Genomic DNA, 20,623 nt, shown 5'->3' with positions numbered 1-20,623 from the left:
CGTCATCGGATCGTAGTGCCGACAACCGGACAGTCAGCGCCGGATCTTCAGGTCAGCCCAGACGAGACGGTGGTCGGAGGTCGGGAAGCCGTTGACCGGTGCCCACTCCGGACCGTAGACGCCGCTGAGCCGGGACAGCGGGTCGGCCTTGACCGGCCAGAACACGCCCGCGCCGCGAACTTTGATGCCGGCGCGCGGCAGCACGTAGTCGGCGCGCAGGTTGCCGGGTGCGGTGTCGGCGAAGTCGGCGGTGTCGTACGCCGGGTTGCCGGTGTGGGTGAGGTTGGCGCCGCCCTGCAGCGTGGCCGCCTCGGCGGCGCCCGCGCTGGCCGGGGTGACGCGGGTGTTGATCAACGGGTGGTCGAGGAGCTGCTCGATGGCGTCACCGGTGGAGTCGCCGTCGTCGGGGTCGGCGTTCTGGTCGCCGGCGATCACGAACTTCTCTCCGGCGCGCAGCCCGCCACGGTGGCCGCGGTCGTCGTAGATGTACTTCGACGTGCGGCCGGGCGTGATGTAGTCGGCCCAGAACCGGATCTCGTCGTGGTTGCGGCGGCCGTTGCGGTCCTCGGCTCCGTCGAAGGTGGGCGGTGTCGGGTGTGACGTCAGGAAGTGCACGGTCTCCCGGCCGATCCTGATCGGCACGTCCCAGTGGCTCTTCGACGACAGGCGCAGCGCCGCCTGCTCCTCGGCCGAGTAGAAGTCGGTGGGGATCAGGTTGCCGGGCATGTCCTTCCACTTGAACAGCTGGAAGGTGCGGATCGCCCGGTGGTCGATGGGGTACTTCGAGTAGACGACCATGCCGTACTGGCCGGGGAAGAGGCCGAAGCCGTACGAGTCGTCGCCGTAGGCGCCGTCACCGGGCGTGGTGTCGATGACGCCGTTGTTGTTGAGGTCGAAACCGGACGGGATGCCGGTGTTCGACGGGGCGACGTAGCGGTACCGGTACTTCTGGGCGGGCGCGCCGTTCTGGGAGACGGCGAGGAAGTTGTCGGCGAAGAGCCGAGCGGCCTCGGGGTCGTAGTCGAACTCGTTGAGCAGCACCACGTCGGGCGCGGACCGCTGGATCACCTCGGCGACGTTCTCGGCCTGGCGACGGTAGACGTCGTCGACGCCGGGGGCGGCCAGGTGCTCGCGGAGCAGACCCTGGGAGGGCCTGTTCAGGGACAGGTTGTATGTCGCGAAACGGACCTCGGGCGAGTGTGCCTGAGCCGGCGCCGCAACAGAGACCAGCGACGCCCCGAGGAGCGCGGTGAAGAGAAGACGCTTCATTTCTGAAGTGACTACCGGCCGTCTCCACTGGACGCAATGGCGTTCACCGAGCCGCCATCGACAATTCTCACCAGACCAGGGTGCCGACGGTGAGGGCGGCCGCGGTGAGCGGCAGGGCGACCCGTAGCGCGCCGTCCTGGGAGAGCACGCGCAGCCCGGCGACGATCATCATGAGGGCGATGAGCACGACGGCCGCGGCGACGCCGAGTGGCGGCACGATCAGGCCGGCCGCGAGCCCTAGACCGCCGAGGATCAGCAGGCCGGAGACCTTGCGGTACTCGGTGAGGGAGACCCCGAAGTGGTACGCCGCAGCGCGCTGATCCTCCGGGGAGGCGCTCAGCCGGGCGATGCCCTGCACGCCGAAGAAGACGATGACGATGCCCGCCAGCACGGTGTTCACCCCAGCAGGTTAGTTTTCGTGCTCACTCGTGTGCAACATCCTGTGACATGGCTCGCCGGATCGCCTCCTCCGCGGCGGTCACCGGCAGGCCGGCCGCGACCAGCACCGCGGCCGCCGCCCGGGTGCCGTCGTCGGCCCACAGCTCGTCGTTCGCCGCCTGCATCATGGCCAGCGTCATCGCCTGCAGTGCCGCGCTCAGCACCGGCAGCGGCAGGTGGGTGGCGAACCGGCCGTCGGCGCGGGCCCGCTCCAGCAGCGCGAAGCTCTGCGCCGCGATCGGATGCAGCAGCTCCCGCAGCCCGGCCATGCCGAGGTTGCTCTCCGCCAGGGAGATGAGCAGGCGGTACTGCTCCCCCGCGGTCCACAGCGTGAGCGCGAAATCGGCCATCGCGACCTCGGGGTCGAGACCGGAGCGGTCGGTACGACTGAGCGCCTCCAGCAGGTCCGCCGAGCACTTGTCGGCCAGCCCGGCCAGCAATTCGTCCCGGTTCGGGAAGTGGGCGTAGACCGTCCGCCGGACGACCCCGGCCGCCTGCGCCAGGTCGTCCATGCTGGCGGCGGGCTGCCGGGCGAGCAGGGTCCGCGCCGCCCGCAGGATCCGGTCCCGGTTCTCCTCGGCGTCGCGCCGCCGGCCCCGCGTGGTCACTCGGCCGCCTTCTTCCCCGAGCGCCGCTTGTCACGGATCCAGATGATCGCCGGCTTGCCGTCGCCGGAGTCGCGCCGGTCGATCTCGAACAGCCCGATCGCGGTGACCAGCCCGCCCAGCTTCGGGTATCCGTAGCTGCGCGGGTCGAAGTCGGACCGTTGCTTGGTGATGATGTGCCCGACGGCGGCGAGCGGCGCCCAGCCGTCGTCACCGGAGGCGGCCTCGACCGCGGAGCGGATCAGGTTCATCAGGCTGGTGTCGCCGCGGAGCTGGGCGGACGCCGACACGGGGCTCGGCGGGGGCGCGGGCACGTCCTCCGGCTCGGACAGGTTCTCGGTGTAGATGAACTTGTCGCAGGCGGCCACGAACGGTTTCGGGGTCTTGCGCTCGCCGAACCCGTACACGGTCAGGCCGGACTCACGGATCCGGGACGCCAGCCGGGTGAAGTCGCTGTCGCTGGAGACGATGCAGAAACCGTCGAACCGGCCCGTGTACAGCAGATCCATGGCGTCGATGATCATCGCCGCGTCGGTGGCGTTCTTGCCGGTCGTGTAGGAGAACTGCTGTATCGGCTGGATGGACTGGGCCAGCAGCTGGTCCTTCCACCCGCGCAGACTGGTGCCGGTCCAGTCGCCGTAGGCCCGCTTGACGTGCGCCGTCCCGTATTTCGCCACCTCGGCGAGCAGCCCGTCGACGATCGACGCCTGCGCGTTGTCCGCGTCGATCAGTACGGCCAGTTTTGCCGAGTTGTCATTCACCGCCACAACCTTCGAGGATAAGGCCGAACCCGGGTGCTGATCACCGCGCCGTCGATACATAGACGGATCTCGAAATCGGACGGTTCGGCCGGTATCGTAGGGAAATGGCGCTGTGGATCAGCCGTAGCCTGCAGAACCTGCTGACCGAGGCGGGGCCGGAGGGCCGGGCCGAGGCGCTCACCGAGCTGCGGACCGCGATCGCCGGCCGGGAGGTGGCACTCCCCGCGACGCTCGCCCCGGCGGATGCCGAGATCGCCCGCATCGCCGCCCTGTTCGTCGACGACCTGACCGAGCTGCACCTGCTGCAACTGCGCTCGGTGGACCGTCCGGACGCGACCCGGCTGGCCACCACCACGGCGGGCCACGCGCTGCGCTCCACTCAGCTGCGTCACGCCGACCGGATGCGCCGCCGGGCCGCCGGGGTGTTGTGCGCCGAGCCGCCGGACGTCACGGAGGCCACCCATGTTCGCTACCTGACCACGGCCACCGGGATGCTCGCGTTCGGCGACTACTACGAGCTGATCGCGCTGATCGTGACGTTCCCGTTCGACGACCTCGATGATCCGCGAGCCCTGCGCGGCGCCCGTGACATGGCGATGGCGAGCCAGGCCACGGCCGCCACCCGCATGCTGTTCGAGGTGGATCTGACGGCACCGGCCCTCGACGTGGCCTACCAGTCGATGTGGGTCCGGATGATGGCCGACGCCCGCGAGGAGGAGTTGCTGCCGTGCATCCACCGGTGGCGTCGCTGGGCGGGCCTCGGGAGCTGACGCATCACAGTGGAGACACAAAGCGCCTGACAAGTTCTTGACGCCGTGGCTGTGAGCGCTAACACTCTGGCAACACCCCCGTTACCTGCCCGTCGATCTTCCCTCGTCGGGCGAGGTCGTCCTCGGCTGGGAGAAACATGCAGATGAGCAGGCGCTCCGGGCGCCGCAGATCCTCTTTGTTAACGTCCCTGACAGCTCTGGCCGTCGTGGCCGGCTCCGTCACCGTCCCGTCCCCGGCCGCCGCCGCCGCCGACGGGCTGGTTCTCTGGTACAAACTCGACCAGGCGTCCGGCTCGGTGGCCGTGGACTCCTCCGGCAACGGGCGGGACGGCGCCGTCGTCGGCACACCGGCCTGGGAGTCCGGCCAGGGTCTGGGGCTGAACGGCTCGGACACGTACATCAAGGCGCCGAACGATCTGCTGAAGTCGCTGGACTCGGTGAGCGTCTCGTTCGACGTGCGGATCGACGCCTCGCAGAGCACCCCGTACTTCCTCTACGGGTTCGGCAACACCGACGCGACCACCGGCAACGGCAACGGGTACCTGTTCGCCACCGGAAACGGCTACCGCAACGCGATCTCGCTGGGCAACTGGACGGGCGAGCAGAACACCCGGCCCGCCGACGGCCACAACCTGGCGCGCGGCACGTGGAAGACGGTCACGTACACGCAGACCGGCACGACCGGCACCCTCTACGAGGACGGCGTCGCGGTGGCCGCCAACACCGCGGTCAGCGTGCTGCCGAGCGCGATCGGCGGCGGCACGACGACGGCCAACTACTTCGGCAAGTCGAACTACTCCGGCGACCGGCTGCTCAAGGGCCGCCTGCGCGACGTGCGGGTCTACGACCGGGCGCTGAGCGCCGGCGAGGTGGAGACCCTGGCGTCGGCCGCGAACATCGAGGCGGTGGCGGCCGACGTCGCGGCGCTCGATCTCGGCGACACGAGCGGCCTGACCGCTGATCTGAGTCTGCCGGCGACCGCCCCGTACGGCTCGAAGGTCTCCTGGACCTCCAGCGACGCCGGCGTGATCAGCGACGCCGGGAAGATCACCCGGCCGCCCGCCGGTGGGCCGGACGCGCACGCCGTGCTGACCGCGACGCTGCGGCGCGGCGACCGCAGCGACACCAAGACCTTCGCGGTGACGGTCGAGGCCGCGCTCGACGACGCCGCCAAAGCGGAGGCCGCGGTCGGGGCTTTGACGATCCACGACCTCGACGACGTACGGGGAAACCTGACGCTGCCCACGTCAGCGAGCTGGGCGTCCAGTGACCCGGCGACGATCGCGCCGGACGGCGTGGTGCACCGCCCCGCCACCGGCCAGGCGGCGAGGAAGGTCACGCTGACCGCCACCGTCACGGTCGGCACGGCCACCGCGACCCGTGACTTCACCGCGACGGTCCGGCCGCTTCCGGCGGCGGCGAAGTACGAGGGCTACCTGTTCAGCTACTTCACCGGCGAGGGCTCCTCGAACGGCGAGCAGGTCTACAACGCGCTGAGCAACGGCGACGACCCGCTGAGCTGGCGTGAGATCAACAACGGGAACCCGGTGCTGACGTCGACGCTGGGCACGCAGGGCCTGCGTGACCCGTTCATCATCCGCTCGCCGGAGGGCGACAAGTTCTACCAGATCGCCACGGATCTCAAGATCTACGGCAACGGAGACTGGGACGCGTCGCAGCGCACCGGCAGCAAGTCGATCATGGTGTGGGAGTCCACCGACCTGGTCGACTGGACCGACCAGCGCCTCGTGAAGGTCTCGCCCGACACGGCCGGCAACACGTGGGCGCCGGAGGCGTTCTACTCGAAGGAGCTGGGCGCGTACGTGGTCTTCTGGGCGTCGAAGCTCTACGCCGAGAACGACCCGAACCACACCGGCAACACCTACAACAAGATGATGTACGCGACGACGCGCGACTTCCGCACGTTCAGCGAGCCGAAGGTGTGGAAGGACCCCGGCTACTCGGTGATCGACTCCACGGTCATCGAGAACAACGGCGTCTACCACCGGATCACCAAGGACGAGCGGAACAACTCGTCGAACACGCCGTGCAGCAAGTTCCTGATCCAGGAGAAGTCGGCCGACCTGCTGAGCACGAACTGGGACTTCCAGGCCGAGTGCATCGGCTCGGGCGTGATCAATCAGGGCGAAGGTCCACTGGTGTTCAAGTCGAACACCGAGAACAAGTGGTACCTGTTCATCGACGAGTTCGGCGGGCGCGGCTACGTCCCGTTCTCGACCACCGACCTGAATTCGGGGGTGTGGACGCCGGAGCCGACCTACAGCCTGCCGAAGCGCCCGCGCCACGGCACGGTCCTGCCGGTCACGAAGGCCGAGTACGACCGGATCTCGGCGAAGTACGAGGAGCCGCCGACCCCGGCCGTGGGCCTGCGCCTGCGCTACCAGTTCGACGAGACGAGCGGCACGGTCGCCCGGGACACCTCCGGCAACGACTTCAACGGCACCTACGAGCGGACGCCCGCCTGGGGCACCGGGGTCCAGGACGGCTCCTTCAAGATGTCCGGTGGCACGAGCTCGCCGTACGTCACGATCCCGAACGGCGTGCTCAAGGGCGCGCAGGCGGCCACCGTGTCGGTGTGGGCGAAGTGGACCGCGTCGACGACGGTCAACCAGTGGATCTACTCGCTCGGCCCGGACAGCAACAGATACCTGTTCACGAGCCCGCGCAACGGCGGCAACGTGCTCTTCTCGGCGATCACCACCGGCTCGTGGTCGGCGGAGTCGAAGCTGTCGCACAGCGCCGCCCTGCCGGGTGGGAGCTGGCAGCACATCGCGGTGACGATCGACGGGTCGAACGCGGCAATGTACTTGAACGGGACGCGGATCGCGAGCGCGACCGGTGTGACCGTGAAGCCCTCCGACCTGTATGACGCATCGAAGAACTACAGCGGTTACATCGGACGGTCCCTCTATGCGGCCGACCCGTACTACGCCGGTGAGGTCGACGACTTCCGGATCTACGACGTCGCCCTGTCGGCCTCGGAGATCCTGGAGCTGGCGGGCCGCACGACGAGCATCGGCGGAGTCACGCTGCCGGAGCTGAAGGCCGACGCGATCATCGACGACACCAACGGCACGGTGAAGCTGCCGGTCAAGCCGGGCACGGACGTCCGGTCACTGGCGCCGTCCTTCACCCTCGCCCGGGGCAGCACCATCGACCCGGTGACGAGGCAGGACTTCACGAAGCCGGTGACCTATACGGTGACAGCCGCTGACGGGACGAGAAGGGCATGGCAGGTCAGCGCTCTCGTCATGAAGTCGCCGATCCTCCCGGGGCTGAACGCCGACCCGAACATCTCGGTCTTCGGCGACACCTTCTGGATCCACGCGACCACCGACGGGTTCGCCGGCTGGTCCGGCACCCGGTTCAAGGCCTGGTCGTCGAAGGACCTGGTGAACTGGACCGACCACGGGGTGATCCTGGATCTCGGGCCGGACGTGAGCTGGGCCGACGACAGCGCGTGGGCGCCGACGATCGCGCAGCGCAACGGCAAGTACTACTTCTACTTCTCCGGCGGCCTGGCCACCGGCAACACGGCCAAGCACCTGGGCGTGGCGGTCGCCGACTCCCCGGCCGGGCCGTTCACCGACGCGCTCGGCAAGCCGCTGGTCGCGGGCGGCACCTACCCGGGCCAGATGATCGACCCGGCGGTGTTCACCGACGACGACGGCAGGTCGTACCTGTACTGGGGCAACGGCAACTCGTACCAGGTGCCGCTGAACGACGACATGGTCTCGTTCGACCCCGCGCTGGTGAAGACGTACAAGCCCACGAACTACAACGAGGGCGGCTTCGTCATCAAGCGGGGCGGCGTCTACTACTTCATGTGGTCGGAGAACGACACCCGCAGCGCCGACTACCAGGTGGCGTACGCGACGGGCTCGTCCCCGCTCGGGCCGTGGAGCGACCGCGTCGGCGTGATCCTGTCGAAGGACGCGTCGCTGGGCATCCTCGGCACCGGTCACCACTCGGTGGTCCGGGTCCCGGGATCGGACGACTGGTACACGGCCTATCACCGGTTCGCGATCCCCGGCGGTGACGGCACGCACCGGGAGACCACCATCGATCAACTGGAGTTCGCGGCGGACGGGGCGATCAAGCCGGTCGTGCCGACGCTGGAGAGCATCGCCCCGGTCACCGTGGCCGGGGCCGGGCCGGACACCGGCGGGCCCGAGGGCAGCGCCATCGCCCTGGCCGGCACGGTCTCCAACAGCGCCAACCGGCCGACGTGGACGGTGAACGGGACCGGCTGCGCCTTCGCCGATCCGCACGCTGCCGCGACCACGCTGACCTGCGCCGACAACGGCACCTACACGGTCACGCTGACCACGGGCGGCAGCAGCGACTCGGCGACGATCACGGTGGTCAACGCGGCGCCGACGGTCACGGTCCCGGGCGGTCACCCGGCGCCCGACGCGCCGATCGCCACGAAGACCGAGATCGTCCGGAACCTTCCGGTGCGCGACCCCGGCGCGGACACCCTCGGTTGTACGGCCACCTGGGGCGACGGATCCACCTCGAAGGGAACGGTGGCCGCGGGCGTCTGCACGGTGCGTCACCAGTACACGGCCGCCGGCCTGTACCGGCCGTCCGTGACGGTCAGCGACGACGACGGGGCGACGGTGGGCGGCGTGCTGCCGTTCGTGACGGTGTACCAGCCGAAGGCCGGTCACGTGGCGGGCAGCGGCTGGAGCGGGGCGACGGACTTCGCGTTCGTGGCCCGGTCCGGCAGGAGCACCGGCAAGGCGTGGATCACCACGCCGAAGGGCGCCTTCGAGTCGTCGAACCTGACTCCGGCACTGGTCTGCGGGCCGGGCGGGTTGCTCCTGGGCAGCGGGACGGTCAACGGCGTGTCCGGCTTCAGCGTCCTGATCACGGTCGTCGACGGCCGGCGGGACTCGATCCTGATCCGGATCTGGAACACCCGTACCGGCAAGGTCGTCCACGAGGTGACCGACACCAGCCTGGACGGCGGCGGCATCGTCGCCTGACGCGGCGGGAGCGGGCCGGGGGGACCCTCGGCCCGCTCCCCGTTGACATCCACATCGCCAAATGTTTACGTAACCATCCATCGACTTCAAGGACAGCCATGAAGATTCGAGCGCTCCTCGCGGCCACGGTGCTGGCCGTCTCGCCTCTGGCCATACCACCGGCGGCCCACGCCGCCGAGGCCACCACCGCGGCCACGACCGTCACCATCGACCCGAGTTACCACGGGCCGGAGTGGGAGGGCTGGGGCACCAGCCTCGCCTGGTTCGCCGACGTCACCGGCGGCTACCCCGACGAGATCCGCAACAGGCTGGCCGACATGCTCTACGGCCCGAACGGGCTGAACCTCAACATCGCCCGTTACAACATCGGCGGCGGCAACGCGCCGACGGTCAAGCCCTACCTGCGGCCCGGCGGCGCCGTGCCGGGCTGGTGGAAGGCGCCGGCCACGTACACGCCGGCCGACAAGGACTGGTGGGACCCGGACAACCCGCAGCACTGGAACTGGCAGGCCGACGCCAACCAGCGCTGGTGGGTCGACAAGATCAAGAAGCGGGTCGACCACTGGGAGACGTTCAGCAACTCGCCGCCCTGGTTCCAGACCGTCAGCGGGTACGTCAGCGGCGGCTTCGACCCGAACACCGACCAGATCCGGCCCGAGACCCTCGACGACTTCGCGACCTACCTCACCCGGGTCACCGAGTTCCTGGAGAAGAAGCACAGGATCACGGTCGACACCATCGAGCCGCTCAACGAGCCGAACACGAACTACTGGCGTACCACCCTCGGTGCCGACGGCCGGCCCACCGGAGGCCGCCAGGAGGGCGCCCACGCCGGACCCGCCTCGCAGGCCGCGGTGATCGAGGCACTGAACCGCGTAGCGCCGGACCGCGCCATCGCGGCGCCGGACGAGACCAACCCGGGGACCCTGGTCACCGACTGGTACGGGATGACGCCGGCCGCCCGGGACGCGGTCGACCGGATCAACGTGCACACCTACGGCACCGGCGGCCGGACCAGCGTGCGCGACATCGCCAAGGCCGAGCAGAAGCCGCTGTGGATGAGCGAGGTCGAGGGCAGCTGGGGCAAGGACTTCACCAGCATGGACTCCGGCCTCGGCATGGCCCAGCGGATCATCGACGACTTGCGTGAGCTGGAGCCGTCGGCCTGGGTGCTGTGGCAGCCGGTCGAGGACGCCAAGAACATGATCGCCGAGGGCAACCTCCAGTGGGGCGCCATCCACATCCCGTTCGACTGCGGCAAGAAGGACACCCTCGCCACCTGCCCGATCCAGACGAACACCAAGTTCGACACGATCCGGAACTTCACCCACTACATCCGCCCCGGCGACCACCTGGTGAAGGTCGACGGCACCCGGAGCGTCGCGGCGCTCTCCAGGAACGGCCTGACCGTCGTCCACTCCAACCCGGCCGCCACCGCCGAGACCGTGACCCTCGACCTGTCGAAGCTCGACATCGGCAAGCGCTCCACGGTCACCCCCGTCGTCACCAGCGCGAGCGGCAAGCTCGTCAAGGGCGCCGCCGTACGGGTCGGCGACAAGCGGGCCACCCTCACCGTCCCGGCACAGTCCGTGACGACCTTCCTGGTCAGCTCGGCCACCGACCCCGGCGCGTCGCACCTGCGGGCCGACCACACCTACCGGCTCGAGGGCGTGCCCAGCCGGCGGTCGCTGACCCCGTCCGGAACCGGCATCGTGATCCGCACCAACAGCACCACCGCCGCCGACCAGCTGTGGACCGTGCAGCCGGCCGCCGGGCACGAGCAGTACCAGCTGATCAACGCCGGCACCGGGCAGCGGCTGGCGGTCCGCGAGGGCAACGCGGTCGCCGAAGCCGCCGGCGTAGTCGACGACGCCGCGCTGTGGACCCTGTCGACCACCGGCGACGGGACGTACACGATGATCAACGTGGGGGCGCGACGGCTGCTCGACGTGAACGGTGAGGCGACGACCGACGGGTCACGGGTCGGCACCTACGTGCCCACCTCCGGGGCGAACCAGCGGTGGACGCTCAAGGACGAGACGGTCGGCCGTACCGAGATCGCTCTGGCTCACACCGTGCCCGGACTGGCGCCGGCGCTGCCCGCGACGGTGACCACCGTCCTGCCCAGCGGCGAAAGCCGCGCCCTGCCGGTCACCTGGACCCTGCCGACCGCCTCGAAGTGGCGCAAACCCGGCGTGGTGCTGGTCAAGGGAACCGCGACCGACGTGCTCGGCAAGACGATCGCGGCGACCGCCAAGGTGACCGTGGACGTGTGGACGTCGACCGAGCCGGCCCGGGCCAAGACCTTCGTCGGCGGCATCCCGGCGATGCCCGCCACCGTGACCGCGATCGGTCAGAACGGCGGACGCGCCACCGTGCCCGCCACCTGGGGAACCGGCGACTACAGCAGGCTCGGCGCGGTGACGGTGGCCGGCACCGCGACGACCGTTCCCGGCCAGACACTGCCGGCGAGCGTGCGCGTGCAGGTCACCGCCCCGTCCGAGGGGCTGCTCGACGGCGCCACGGTGAGCGCCTCCTACACCGAACCCGGCTACTCCACGGCCGGGCTCACCAACGGCAACCTCACCGACAAGGCGTGGTCCAACTGGAAGGGATCCGGCCGCAACCCGGTCGAGACACTGACCGCGACCCTGCCCGCCGGAGGCGCGGCGAACCGGGCGGTGCTCCACTTCTACCCCGACAACTCGTCCGGCGGCGGCATCGCCGCCACCGTTCAGGGCGGCACGCCGGCCGCCTCCGGCGGATGCCAGGTCACCGGCTCGCCGATCAAGGTCACCTCGGCCGTCGTCGACATCCCGCTCACCCCCGGCACCACCGGTGCGTTCTGCCTCCAGCTCACCCCGACGCCGGACGGCTACCTGACCGTCGCCGAGCTTCAGGTGTACGCGAGAGCGCCCGGCCGTGGCACCGACGCGTCCGTCACGTCGATCCTGGTCGACGGCGTGCCGATCCCGAAGTTCGATCCCGCCGTCACCACCTGGAAGGCCCCGGTGCGCGACCTGTCGTGCGTCGAGGTGACCGCGGTGACCACCGACCCGTACGCGACGGTCACGGTCACCGGCTCCGGCAGCACCCGCACCGTCGTCACCACCAGTGAGGACGGTTCCGCCCGTACGACCTACCGGGTCACGCTCGTCCGCAAGCACTGACCCGGCAGCCCGGGCACCCGTTCGCTCAGTTGAGACAGAGGCAGAACGGGTGCCCCAGCCCGGGCACCCGTTCGCTCAGTTGAGACAGAGGCAGAACGGGTGCCCCAGCCAGGGCACTCGTTCGCTCAGCTGAGACAGAGGCAGAACGGGTGCCCGGCCGGATCGAGGAGCACCCGGAACGTGGTGCCCGGCTGAGTGGGGTGCCTGGTCGCGCCCAGGGCGATCACCGCGGCCTCGGCCGTGTCGAGATCGTCGACGACCACGTCGAGGTGCATCTGCTGCGGCACCTCCTGCTCCGGCCAGACCGGTGCCGTGTAGTTCTCGACCTGCTGGAACGAGATGCACTGCCCGTAGTCGGCCTTGAGGTCGACCCAGTTCTCGGTGGGCTCGGCCTTCCAGTCGAGCATCTCGCCGTAGAACTTGGCGAGGGCGGCCGGGTCGGGGCAGTCGATGACGATGGTGGGGAAACGTGCGATAGCCATGCCACCGATGCTAGGAACCATTCCGGACGTTCCGGTTCCGGTTTCTGTTCCCACTTCGGCGCGGCGCTCACCCCCGGGCGGCTCTAATCGGGCGCGGCCGAGCGGAGACGCAGCGGCTCGAAGACCGGGACCGGCGGCTCGTCGACCGGGACCGGCGGCTCGACGATGACCGGCGTCTCGGCCGCGACCTGCTCCCCGGCAGCCCGCCGCGGACGGATCAGCAGCAGGAGCACCGCGTCCCAGAGGGTGTGCATCAGCATGGGGAGCAGCAGGCTCATCGAGCTCAGGTAGAGCATGGTGAAGATCAGCCCGAGCAGGCCGACCGTGATCATCCCGCGCCCGCCCTGGTAGGCGTGCGCCGCCACGAACAGCACCCACCCCAGCACGGCCGCCACCCACAGCGGCAGCCCCAGCAGCTCGGTGCCGACGGCGATCAGCAGGCCCCGGTACAGGAACTCCTCCCCCACCCCGAACGCGACCGCCGTACCCCCGGCCAGCCGGCGCTCCCGGGTCGTCGTGGGCAGCAGCGCGGCGGTCGCCGGGGACAGCGGCCCCGTCCGCGACCGGCGGTGGACGACGATCAGCAGGACCAGGAGATACCCGGTGTACAGGTAGTCCGTCCAGTAGCCTCCCGGAAGCCGCCAGCCGACGTCGGCCGCGGTCAGATCCGGGTGGGCCGCCACGGCGACCGCTCCGGCGAGGACGAGAACGACCATGCCGGCGATGCTGTTGCGGAAGAACCGGGCCCGCCGCTGAGCCAGCACCGCCAGGACCTGCCGCCGTCTCCGCACCCCCTGCACGGTGTTCACCAGAAGGAACGCGAAGATCAGCGCGATCAACGTGGAGGCGACGGCCGTCATGACGCAACATGATGATCGATCCTCCACCGGGACGGCAACCAGCCCCGGGACTCAACCCTCGCAGCCCCGGGGAGAACTCAACCCCCGGAGAGGGCTCGGCTCTCGCGGAGCGTGCCGTCCTCGCGGCGCAACCGCAGCCATCCGACCAGGCCGAGCGGCAGCATCAGCCAGAACGAGACCAGGCGGTACAGCAGCACCACCGCCGCCGCCGTCGCATCGGGCATACCGGCCGCGGTGAGACCGGCCAGCATGCTCGCCTCGATCAGCCCGACGCCGCCGGGTGTGAGCGGCACCTGCCGGACCACCTGCACGGCCAGGTAGATCAACGCCAGCCGGCCCCAGCCGAGGTCCGCTCCACAGGCCGCGGCCGCCGCGGCCAGGCACAGCATGTCGAGGAGCCAGTTCACCACGGCCGCACGGAGGGCCCCGAGCCAACTGCGCCGCGGCAGATCACGCAGGCCGCGCGCGGCGAGCCCGAAGGCCGGCCACCGGGAAGCGATCCGCCGGGCCGGCGAGGCGATCCTGTCCCGCTGACTCCGGAGAATCCAACCCAGCAGGGGTACGCCCAGAGCACCGCCCACGACCACAGGACCGGCGTTCCCGGGGTTCGCCACGAGCCAGCCCGCTCCGTAGAGCAGGCCGAGCGCGGCCACCGACAGCAGTCCGGACACCGCCGTGACGACCGCCGCGACGGCGCCGCTCGCCCCGTGCCGCCGGTAGACGCGGAACGCGAACGCCGCCGACACCGCCGACCCGGCCGGCAGCGTCATGCTCATCGCGGACCGGCTGACGGTCAGCGCCAGCGCCCGCCCGTGGGGCAGTTCCACCCCGAGCCCGCCGAGGAGCCGCCGCTGCTGCACCGCGAACGCCGCCTGCGACAGCAGGGCCGCCCCGCCGGCCACCGCCGTCCACCACGGGCCGGCCCCGAGCAGGATCCCGGCGACCGCCCCGAGATCCGGCAGCCGCCCTCGCAGCGCGACCACGGCCGCCACTCCGGCGAGCGGGAACAGCGCCACCCGCAGCCATCGGCGGCTGACCCCGGGCCTCCCACGGGCGGTGCTCTCCAGGATCGACGTCACGCTGCTCAGCCTGCTCGCCGAACCGTCGCCCCGTCGTCCTCCCAGCGTGGGCACCGCGGGTACCGCAGTCGCGGTACTTCTCAGCCGCCTCTCAGCGCCGCCCCGCGAACGAGCGGGCCGGCCTCCGGGCAGGCGGTGCGGTCGGGGACGACGTTCATCCGGACGCTCGTGGGCTGTCCGGAATCGTACAGTTGGGTGGCGCGGGCGTTTCCGGTCCGCCGCTTATCGCTCATGACGGACCGATTTCAGCCGGTGGCCATCGACACCCGCCTTCTCATACGGTGATGCGAGCTCCGAAATGGACAGGAGATTCCGTAGATGAGTCACGACGACGTGGCGCCAACCCGGCGCCGTTCGATCCGTGTCCTGAGTGCGGCGGCGATCGCCACCGTGCTGACCGTCGCCCCGGCCACCACCGCTTCAGCCGGCGGCCACGGACACGGACACGGGTATGACAAGTGCGCCAAACAGGTCAACGACACCTATGCAGAAGTCCTCAAGTGCGTGACCGTGGACGGGGTGCTCAAGCACCTCAAGCAGTTCCAGAGGATCGCGGACCGGAGCACCGACCCGATCTACCCGGGTAGCCGGGCGGCCGGCACGAAGGGGTATGCGGACAGCGTCAAGTACGTGTCCGGTCTGCTGCGCAAGGCCGGCTACAAGGTCACCCTGGACCCGTTCGAGTTCCAGTTCGCGTTCCCGGCCGTGCTCGACCAGATCACCCCGGCGGCCGCGTCGTACGAGACCGGCGCCTTCACCAACAGCCCGGCCGGCGACGTCACCGGCAAGGTGGTCCCGGTCGACGTCAACCTGACCGGTGACCGGGCCAGCACCAGTGGCTGCGAGGCGGCCGACTTCACCGGCCTGGACTTCAGCGGCGCCACCGACATCGCCCTGATCCAGCGGGGCAGCTGCGACTTCGTGGTCAAGGCCGGTAACGCCGAGGCTGCCGGCGCCGAGGCCGTGGTCATCTTCAACCAGGGCAACGACCCGACCCGTGAGGCCCTGATCGTCGGCACGCTGGGTGACAACCCGGCCATCACGATCCCGGTGGTGGGCGCCAGCTTCGCCGACGGCTCCGCCCTGGCGGCGGCCGGCTCGACCGCGCACGTGCGGGTGCTGCCGACCGAGACCCGGACCGACGTCAACGTGATCGCCGAGCTGCCCGGCAAGAACCGCAACAACGTGGTGATGGCCGGTTCGCACCTGGACAGTGTGACCGCGGGCCCGGGCATCAACGACAACGGCTCGGGTTCGGCGGCCATCCTGGAGACGGCGCTGACCCTGGCGAAGACGAAGCCGCAGAACACCATCCGGTTCGCCTGGTGGGGTGCCGAGGAGGAGGGCCTGCTGGGCTCGGCGGCGTACGTCGCGGAGCTGTCCCAGGCGGAGAAGGACAAGATCGCGCTCTACCTGAACTACGACATGGTCGGCTCGCCGAACTACATCTTCCAGGTCTACGACGCGGACGAGTCGTCGTTCCCGGCGCCGGTCGTGGTGCCGGAGGGCTCGACCGCGCTCGAGGACCTGTTCGAGTCGTACTACACCTGGAAGAAGCTGCCGTACGACGACGCCGAGTTCTCCGGGCGCAGTGACTATCAGGCGTTCATCGAGGCGGGCATCCCGTCCGGCGGTCTCTTCACCGGCGCCGAGGTGGTCAAGACCGAGCAGCAGGCGGCGATCTGGGGCGGCACGGCGGGAGCGTCGTTCGACCCGAATTACCACGAGGCCGGTGACACCATCACCAACCTCGACGTCAAGGCCCTCGAAGTGAACAGCGACCTGATCGCGTTCGCCCAGCTCACCTTCGCCTACTCGACCGAGTCGGTGAACGGCGTGAAGGGTAAGCCGGTCCCCGGCAAGCCGATCAGGCTGCCGGCCCCGGCCGGTCCGCAGGGCACGTTCAACACCGGTGACGGCGGCCACGAGCCGCACCACCCGGAAGCCTGACCTGACGAAGGAGGCCCGCCCCGGCGACGGGACGGGCCTCCTTCCGGCATGGGCGTCAGATGTCGCGGCCGCCCGGCTCGGGCGCCGCGGTCAGGTCCATCAACTGCTGCTGGACGTGGTTGGTCAGCGCCTCCTGGTAGCTGGAGGCGAGCTGGCCCAGCCGCTCGATCTCGTCCAGCGCCGCGGCCCGCTTCTCGACCAGGCTGTCCATCGCCTCGGTGTGGTTGCGCCGGGCGTCCGCCTCGATGGTCGAGGCCTTGATCTGGGCCTCACTGACCAGCTGGTCGGCTTTGCCCTGGGCGCCGGTGATCAGCGTCTCGGACTCACGCTGCGCGTCACGCATGTGCTCGTCGGCGGTCCGCTGGGCCATCATCAGCACCCGCGAGTTGCGGTCGTCGTCGGCGGCGTTGAGCGCCGGCAGCGCCCCCGACGGCGCCTGGCTGCGGGCACGCTGGAGCTGCTCCTGCACGTTGCGGGCGTTCTGCTCGGCCCGGGCCCGCGCCTCCTGCAGCCGCTCCAACTGGGCGGCCAGGTCGGCGAACTCGTTGTTGAGGACCATCGTCGCGGCCGGGTTGCCGCCGCCGCCTCCGCCGCCGCCACGCTGGAGCGTGTCCTTGAGGGCGCCGTTCTCCTCCAGGAGACGGGTCAGCTCGGTCTCGACCTCGTCGAGGAAGGCGTCGACCTCCTCCTCGTCGTATCCGCGCTTCCCGATCGGCGGCTTCTTGAACGCCACGTTGTGAATGTCTGCTGGAGTGAGCGGCATCGTGCTCCTCGGTTCCCTCGGTTGGGTCGTGCGGCCAGAAATCCTACGCAACGGCCCTGTGCCCCTGCCGTGGGCGTGATCGTACGGGCCTCCTACCCGTAAGAATCCGACCGAGACTACCGGCGCCCGCCGCGACGCGCACGTCCACGCCGTCCGCATCACACCTATCCGCGGGTTCTTCCGTTCGCCGCACAGAGGGCGAGCGGGCCGCGTAGATTCTGAAGGCCATGAAAGCGAGACGATTCGGCATCGCGCTGCTGCTGGTCACGGCGGCTCTGGGCCCGGTCGCACCGGCGCCCGCTCTCGCCATCCCGGCCGACGGCCGCCAGTTCAAGCAGGGCTACCAGGACGGTTTCGACCAGGGACTGGGTGCCGCCCGGACCGACTGTGCCAAGCCGATCCGGGCGCAGACCTACGAGGCCACCGACTACACCCGCGGCTTCGACCTCGGTTTCGACCGGGGTTTCGCTGCGGGCGCGGCAGAGTACTGCCCCTAGGGTCTCCGGCTCAGTGCCAGAAGACGGCCACCGCGGCGTTCACCACGGTCAGCGTGATGATGCCGATGAAGTGGCCCTTGTTGACCTCCTCGCGCTTACGCGGGATGAACACCATGATGAAGATCAGCACGGCGAAGAGCAGTTTCACGCCGAGCTTGACCGGGCTGGGCTCGGCGTCCTCGCCTCCGCGCAGCGGCGCCGACAGCGCGATGCCGCTGGCGAGCTGGATGATCGAGCCCCAGAGGATCGCCGGGTTGATCCGGAATCGCCCGGACACGAACTGAGTGACGGCGCCGCCGAGCAACAGGGCGAAGCCGACCAGGTGAATGAAGAGAAGAATCAGCCGCAATGCTTCCACCTGCCGAAGCTTGCCAGGGCGATCACCTGCGGATGACCTCGGGGGTACGCCCGGTGAGCAGCGGTTCGGCCAGGAAGAGGGCGAGCGCGGCCAGCATGATCAGAAGCCCGGCCGCCGGTGGAGAGGCGCCGAGGTCTCCGCCCGAGGAGCGTCAGGATGCCGGTGGGCATCGTCTCGGTGCCGACATGACGGAACGCGACCGCCGCGAGGGCCGGGAGATTCCCACCACGACACCGTATTTTCCCAGGTGAAGCCAGCAGAGCGATCGTCGTCGACGTCTGATCGACAGATGCGGGCGCAGGCCGTATGTTAATCGGCGTTCCCGGTCCGGACGACGTGAGGGGTTCGCCGCGGTGCAGGGAGAGGACGGCACGGGTCCCGTCGCCATCACCGGGCGGCACCGCGCCGGTCACCGCTGGTGGCGTCTGGCCGCGGCGGCCGCCGTCGCCGTGACAGCCGTGGTCACCATCATGCAGATCGCCGGGGCCGGCGGCCCGGAAGCGGCCGTCCCCGAGGCGGAGCTGCCGTTGTGGACCGGCGCCCCCTGGACGCCGCCGCCGAACCGTCCGGTGTCGATCGCCCCACTCCCCTCCCCCTCGCCGTCGGAGATCGCTTCGGTTCCGGTCGCCGACCAGGACCCGCCCGCCTCGCCGTCGCGTTCCTCCGCCGCGCCGGTGACGCCGACGGTGTCCGTCACGGCCGCACCCGTTCCCGCGGTGGTCGACCTGAGCGCCGAGGGCCGCCAGGACTGGGCGCACTGGGGTCTGGCCGACGCCACGTCGCTGAACCGCCGCCGCGGGGCCGGCGCCATCGAGGACCTGGGTGGCACACCCCGCGGCCGCTACGACAACAATCCACAGCGCTTCACGTGGACCGGCGGCAGCCCGGCCGGCACGGCCACCGGCACGCCGACCGGGGTCTACAGCTGCGGCCAGGGCGCAACCATGAGCCTGCGCGCCCCGGCCGGTCCGTCCGTCCGCACGCTGCGCGTCTACGCCGGTGTGTGGATGGCCGCCGGCCGCCTGACGGTCAGCGTCCCGGGCGCCACCGCCACGCGGACGCTGGAGAACCGCGACGGCATCAGCACGAACCGCTTCGAGATCCGCTACCGGGCCCCCGCAGGCGCCGAGGTGACCGTCACCTGGACGGCCACCGCCTCCTACCACCCGTCCTGCGGAAACATCGACCTCCAGGCCGCCACTCTCAGCTGACCGGCCCGTTGCGGGGCATGGATACGCTTCGTGGTCACGGGGTTACCCCTGAAGGTGGCAGGAGGATCCGATGACACCTCGGCCCTGTACGGACGGCACCCTACGACACCTGTCCGTGGACCTCGACGACGCCGCCGGCGGGGACGGCGGGAGCGAGGGCTACACCCTGTGCTCCTCGCCGGAGCGTCCGGTCTGGGCTCAGGACCAGTGGGCGATCCACGGCAGGTACGAGATGCACCTCGTCGACACCTACACCGACATCGCCGAACTGCCGCCCTGTGCCGAGTGCACGCGGGCGGCGGAGCTGCTGGACGACCCCGGGACGGCTCCGCGGCTGCATCTGCGCCCACCCCGGCCCACCACCGCCGCCTCCTACGACGGTGACGGGATCCGGGCGGTCCTGCGCACCGACGTCTTCACCGGCGCCTCGCCGGGCCGGGCGGCCGCCGTGTACCTGCTGAGCTTCACCGCGGTTCCGGACCGGCCGGGCTTCGGCGAGCTGGTCGGGCTCATGGACCTGGTGTGGGACATGAACGACACGGTGCGGATGGGCCAGGTCTCCGACTGGGCGGCGGTGGTGGAGTTCGCGGCGGCCGCCGACGTGCCGGAACGGGACCGGCAGCTGGTAGCCCTGGCCGCGCGCCTCGCCGGCGGACAGCCGGCCGACCCGGGGGCCGATGCCGTGCTCGCCGGTGAGCCGGCGACCGCTCAGCGGGTGACCGAGGCGATCGCCATCGCCACCGGCCGCCGGGACCCCCGGCAGCTCAACTGGGATCTCGGGTAGGCAGGAGCAACGTCTTCCCGGGCAGGCGGCCGCTCTCGGCCTCCTCGTGGACTGCGGCGAGATCGGTCAGCGGCCGTCGCCCGGCGATGTCGATGTCGATGTGGATCGTGCCGGCCGCGACCAGATCCAGCATCGCGGCCAGATCGGCGGTGTCGTTGCGGACGATGAAGTGCACGGACCGGAAGTCGCCGTCCGGCAGCTGATCGGCCGGGGTCGTCACGGAGACCAGCACACCGCCGGGCCGGATCAGCCCGGTGTGCCCGGGAGCGGCCGGGACCAGGTGGAGGTAGGCGTCGACCGGCCCGACCGCCGCCTCGCCGTTCGACCGCGCGACGACGGTGACGTGCGCGCCCGCGTGCCGGGCCAGCTGCGCGGCGAAGCGGCCGATCGCGCCGGTCCCGTGTACGGCAACTCGACCGGGACGATCGACCGGAGCAGGCCACGGCGCAGACCGGTTTCGGACGGGTTGAACGTGGTGGCGGCCACCCGCAGCAGGACTTCGCCGGTGCCGGGGACGGGTGGTTCGACCTCGTCCTCGTGGATCACGGACGGTCCGCCGTACCGTCGCCGGACAGGTCGGCTACGGCTCCGAGTTCGCGTTCAAGCGCCGTTTC

General features: G+C 70.3%; 18 protein-coding genes. 7 read left to right on the top strand and 11 right to left on the bottom strand.

Translation table 11 applies throughout. The annotated features are described in order from the left end of the window. Positions 1–33: 33 nt before the first annotated feature. From ACQPZW_RS10320 to ACQPZW_RS10305, 4 genes are all read right to left on the bottom strand, one after another. Complete coding sequence (locus tag ACQPZW_RS10320; RefSeq protein WP_433794604.1) at positions 34–1,269, bottom strand: endonuclease/exonuclease/phosphatase family protein; 1,236 nt, start codon at positions 1,267–1,269, stop codon at positions 34–36. A gap of 67 nt (positions 1,270–1,336) precedes the next feature. Continuing rightward, entirely contained in the window at positions 1,337–1,669 is a 333-nt protein-coding gene (locus ACQPZW_RS10315) for a DoxX family protein (protein WP_433794603.1), read from the bottom strand. Between the two features lie 22 nt (positions 1,670–1,691). Then, a complete protein-coding gene (locus tag ACQPZW_RS10310) occupies positions 1,692–2,315 on the bottom strand; it encodes a TetR/AcrR family transcriptional regulator (RefSeq protein WP_433794602.1) in 624 nt (207 codons plus the stop codon). Beyond that, on the bottom strand, positions 2,312–3,073 hold the full coding sequence (locus tag ACQPZW_RS10305) for an NYN domain-containing protein (RefSeq protein WP_433794601.1): 762 nt from the start codon (positions 3,071–3,073) through the stop codon (positions 2,312–2,314). The genes ACQPZW_RS10310 and ACQPZW_RS10305 overlap by 4 nt, the downstream gene beginning before the upstream one ends. Before the next feature lie 104 nt (positions 3,074–3,177). On the opposite strand from ACQPZW_RS10305, the gene ACQPZW_RS10300 reads away from it, so the two are divergent. The 3 genes from ACQPZW_RS10300 (at position 3,178) to ACQPZW_RS10290 (ending at position 12,025) form a co-directional block, all read left to right on the top strand. Next, positions 3,178–3,843: a hypothetical protein gene (locus ACQPZW_RS10300; RefSeq protein WP_433794600.1), complete on the top strand. Its 666-nt coding sequence runs from the start codon at positions 3,178–3,180 to the stop codon at positions 3,841–3,843. Between the two features lie 143 nt (positions 3,844–3,986). Further along, entirely contained in the window at positions 3,987–8,855 is a 4,869-nt protein-coding gene (locus tag ACQPZW_RS10295) for a family 43 glycosylhydrolase (protein ID WP_433794599.1), read from the top strand. Positions 8,856–8,953: 98 nt separating this feature from the next. After that, entirely contained in the window at positions 8,954–12,025 is a 3,072-nt protein-coding gene (locus ACQPZW_RS10290; RefSeq protein WP_433794598.1) for an RICIN domain-containing protein, read from the top strand. Between the two features lie 125 nt (positions 12,026–12,150). On the opposite strand, the gene ACQPZW_RS10285 is transcribed toward ACQPZW_RS10290, so the two are convergent. From ACQPZW_RS10285 to ACQPZW_RS10275, 3 genes are all read right to left on the bottom strand, one after another. Next, entirely contained in the window at positions 12,151–12,507 is a 357-nt protein-coding gene (locus tag ACQPZW_RS10285; RefSeq protein ID WP_433794597.1) for a VOC family protein, read from the bottom strand. An 83-nt stretch (positions 12,508–12,590) separates the two neighbouring features. After that, the gene (locus tag ACQPZW_RS10280; RefSeq protein ID WP_433794596.1) at positions 12,591–13,367 is read right to left on the bottom strand and encodes a CPBP family intramembrane glutamic endopeptidase; all 777 of its coding nucleotides are present in this window, start codon (positions 13,365–13,367) and stop codon (positions 12,591–12,593) included. Between the two features lie 77 nt (positions 13,368–13,444). Continuing rightward, positions 13,445–14,446, bottom strand: a complete 1,002-nt coding sequence (locus ACQPZW_RS10275) for a lysylphosphatidylglycerol synthase transmembrane domain-containing protein (protein ID WP_433794595.1) — start codon at positions 14,444–14,446, stop codon at positions 13,445–13,447. A 318-nt stretch (positions 14,447–14,764) separates the two neighbouring features. Here ACQPZW_RS10275 and ACQPZW_RS10270 point away from each other — a divergent pair, with 318 nt between their 5' ends. After that, a complete protein-coding gene (locus tag ACQPZW_RS10270) occupies positions 14,765–16,396 on the top strand; it encodes a M28 family metallopeptidase (protein WP_433794594.1) in 1,632 nt (543 codons plus the stop codon). A 55-nt stretch (positions 16,397–16,451) separates the two neighbouring features. On the opposite strand, the gene ACQPZW_RS10265 is transcribed toward ACQPZW_RS10270, so the two are convergent. After that, the gene (locus ACQPZW_RS10265) at positions 16,452–17,129 is read right to left on the bottom strand and encodes a DivIVA domain-containing protein (RefSeq protein WP_433794593.1); all 678 of its coding nucleotides are present in this window, start codon (positions 17,127–17,129) and stop codon (positions 16,452–16,454) included. 257 nt (positions 17,130–17,386) lie between these two features. On the opposite strand from ACQPZW_RS10265, the gene ACQPZW_RS10260 reads away from it, so the two are divergent. Then, positions 17,387–17,656 (top strand): hypothetical protein, encoded by a 270-nt coding sequence (locus ACQPZW_RS10260; RefSeq protein ID WP_433794592.1) that lies wholly within the window; start codon positions 17,387–17,389, stop codon positions 17,654–17,656. A gap of 10 nt (positions 17,657–17,666) precedes the next feature. Here the strand turns inward: ACQPZW_RS10260 and ACQPZW_RS10255 are convergent, their stop codons facing one another. Then, the gene (locus ACQPZW_RS10255) at positions 17,667–18,014 is read right to left on the bottom strand and encodes a hypothetical protein (RefSeq protein ID WP_433794591.1); all 348 of its coding nucleotides are present in this window, start codon (positions 18,012–18,014) and stop codon (positions 17,667–17,669) included. Between the two features lie 353 nt (positions 18,015–18,367). Here ACQPZW_RS10255 and ACQPZW_RS10250 point away from each other — a divergent pair, with 353 nt between their 5' ends. Further along, the gene (locus ACQPZW_RS10250) at positions 18,368–19,225 is read left to right on the top strand and encodes a hypothetical protein (protein ID WP_433794590.1); all 858 of its coding nucleotides are present in this window, start codon (positions 18,368–18,370) and stop codon (positions 19,223–19,225) included. 70 nt (positions 19,226–19,295) lie between these two features. Further along, entirely contained in the window at positions 19,296–20,009 is a 714-nt protein-coding gene (locus tag ACQPZW_RS10245) for a hypothetical protein (protein ID WP_433794589.1), read from the top strand. On the opposite strand, the gene ACQPZW_RS10240 is transcribed toward ACQPZW_RS10245, so the two are convergent. Further along, a complete protein-coding gene (locus ACQPZW_RS10240; protein ID WP_433797500.1) occupies positions 19,990–20,259 on the bottom strand; it encodes a zinc-binding dehydrogenase in 270 nt (89 codons plus the stop codon). The genes ACQPZW_RS10245 and ACQPZW_RS10240 overlap by 20 nt on opposite strands. Further along, entirely contained in the window at positions 20,256–20,555 is a 300-nt protein-coding gene (locus ACQPZW_RS10235) for a hypothetical protein (protein WP_433794588.1), read from the bottom strand. Before ACQPZW_RS10235 ends, ACQPZW_RS10240 begins: the two co-directional genes overlap by 4 nt. Positions 20,556–20,623 lie beyond the last annotated feature (68 nt).

Origin of the sequence: Actinoplanes sp. CA-252034, from assembly GCF_050956125.1 — a bacterium.
GTDB lineage: Bacteria > Actinomycetota > Actinomycetes > Mycobacteriales > Micromonosporaceae > Actinoplanes.
Note: the sequence above shows the minus strand (reverse complement) of the source record. Positions and strands in the feature narration are given on the sequence as shown.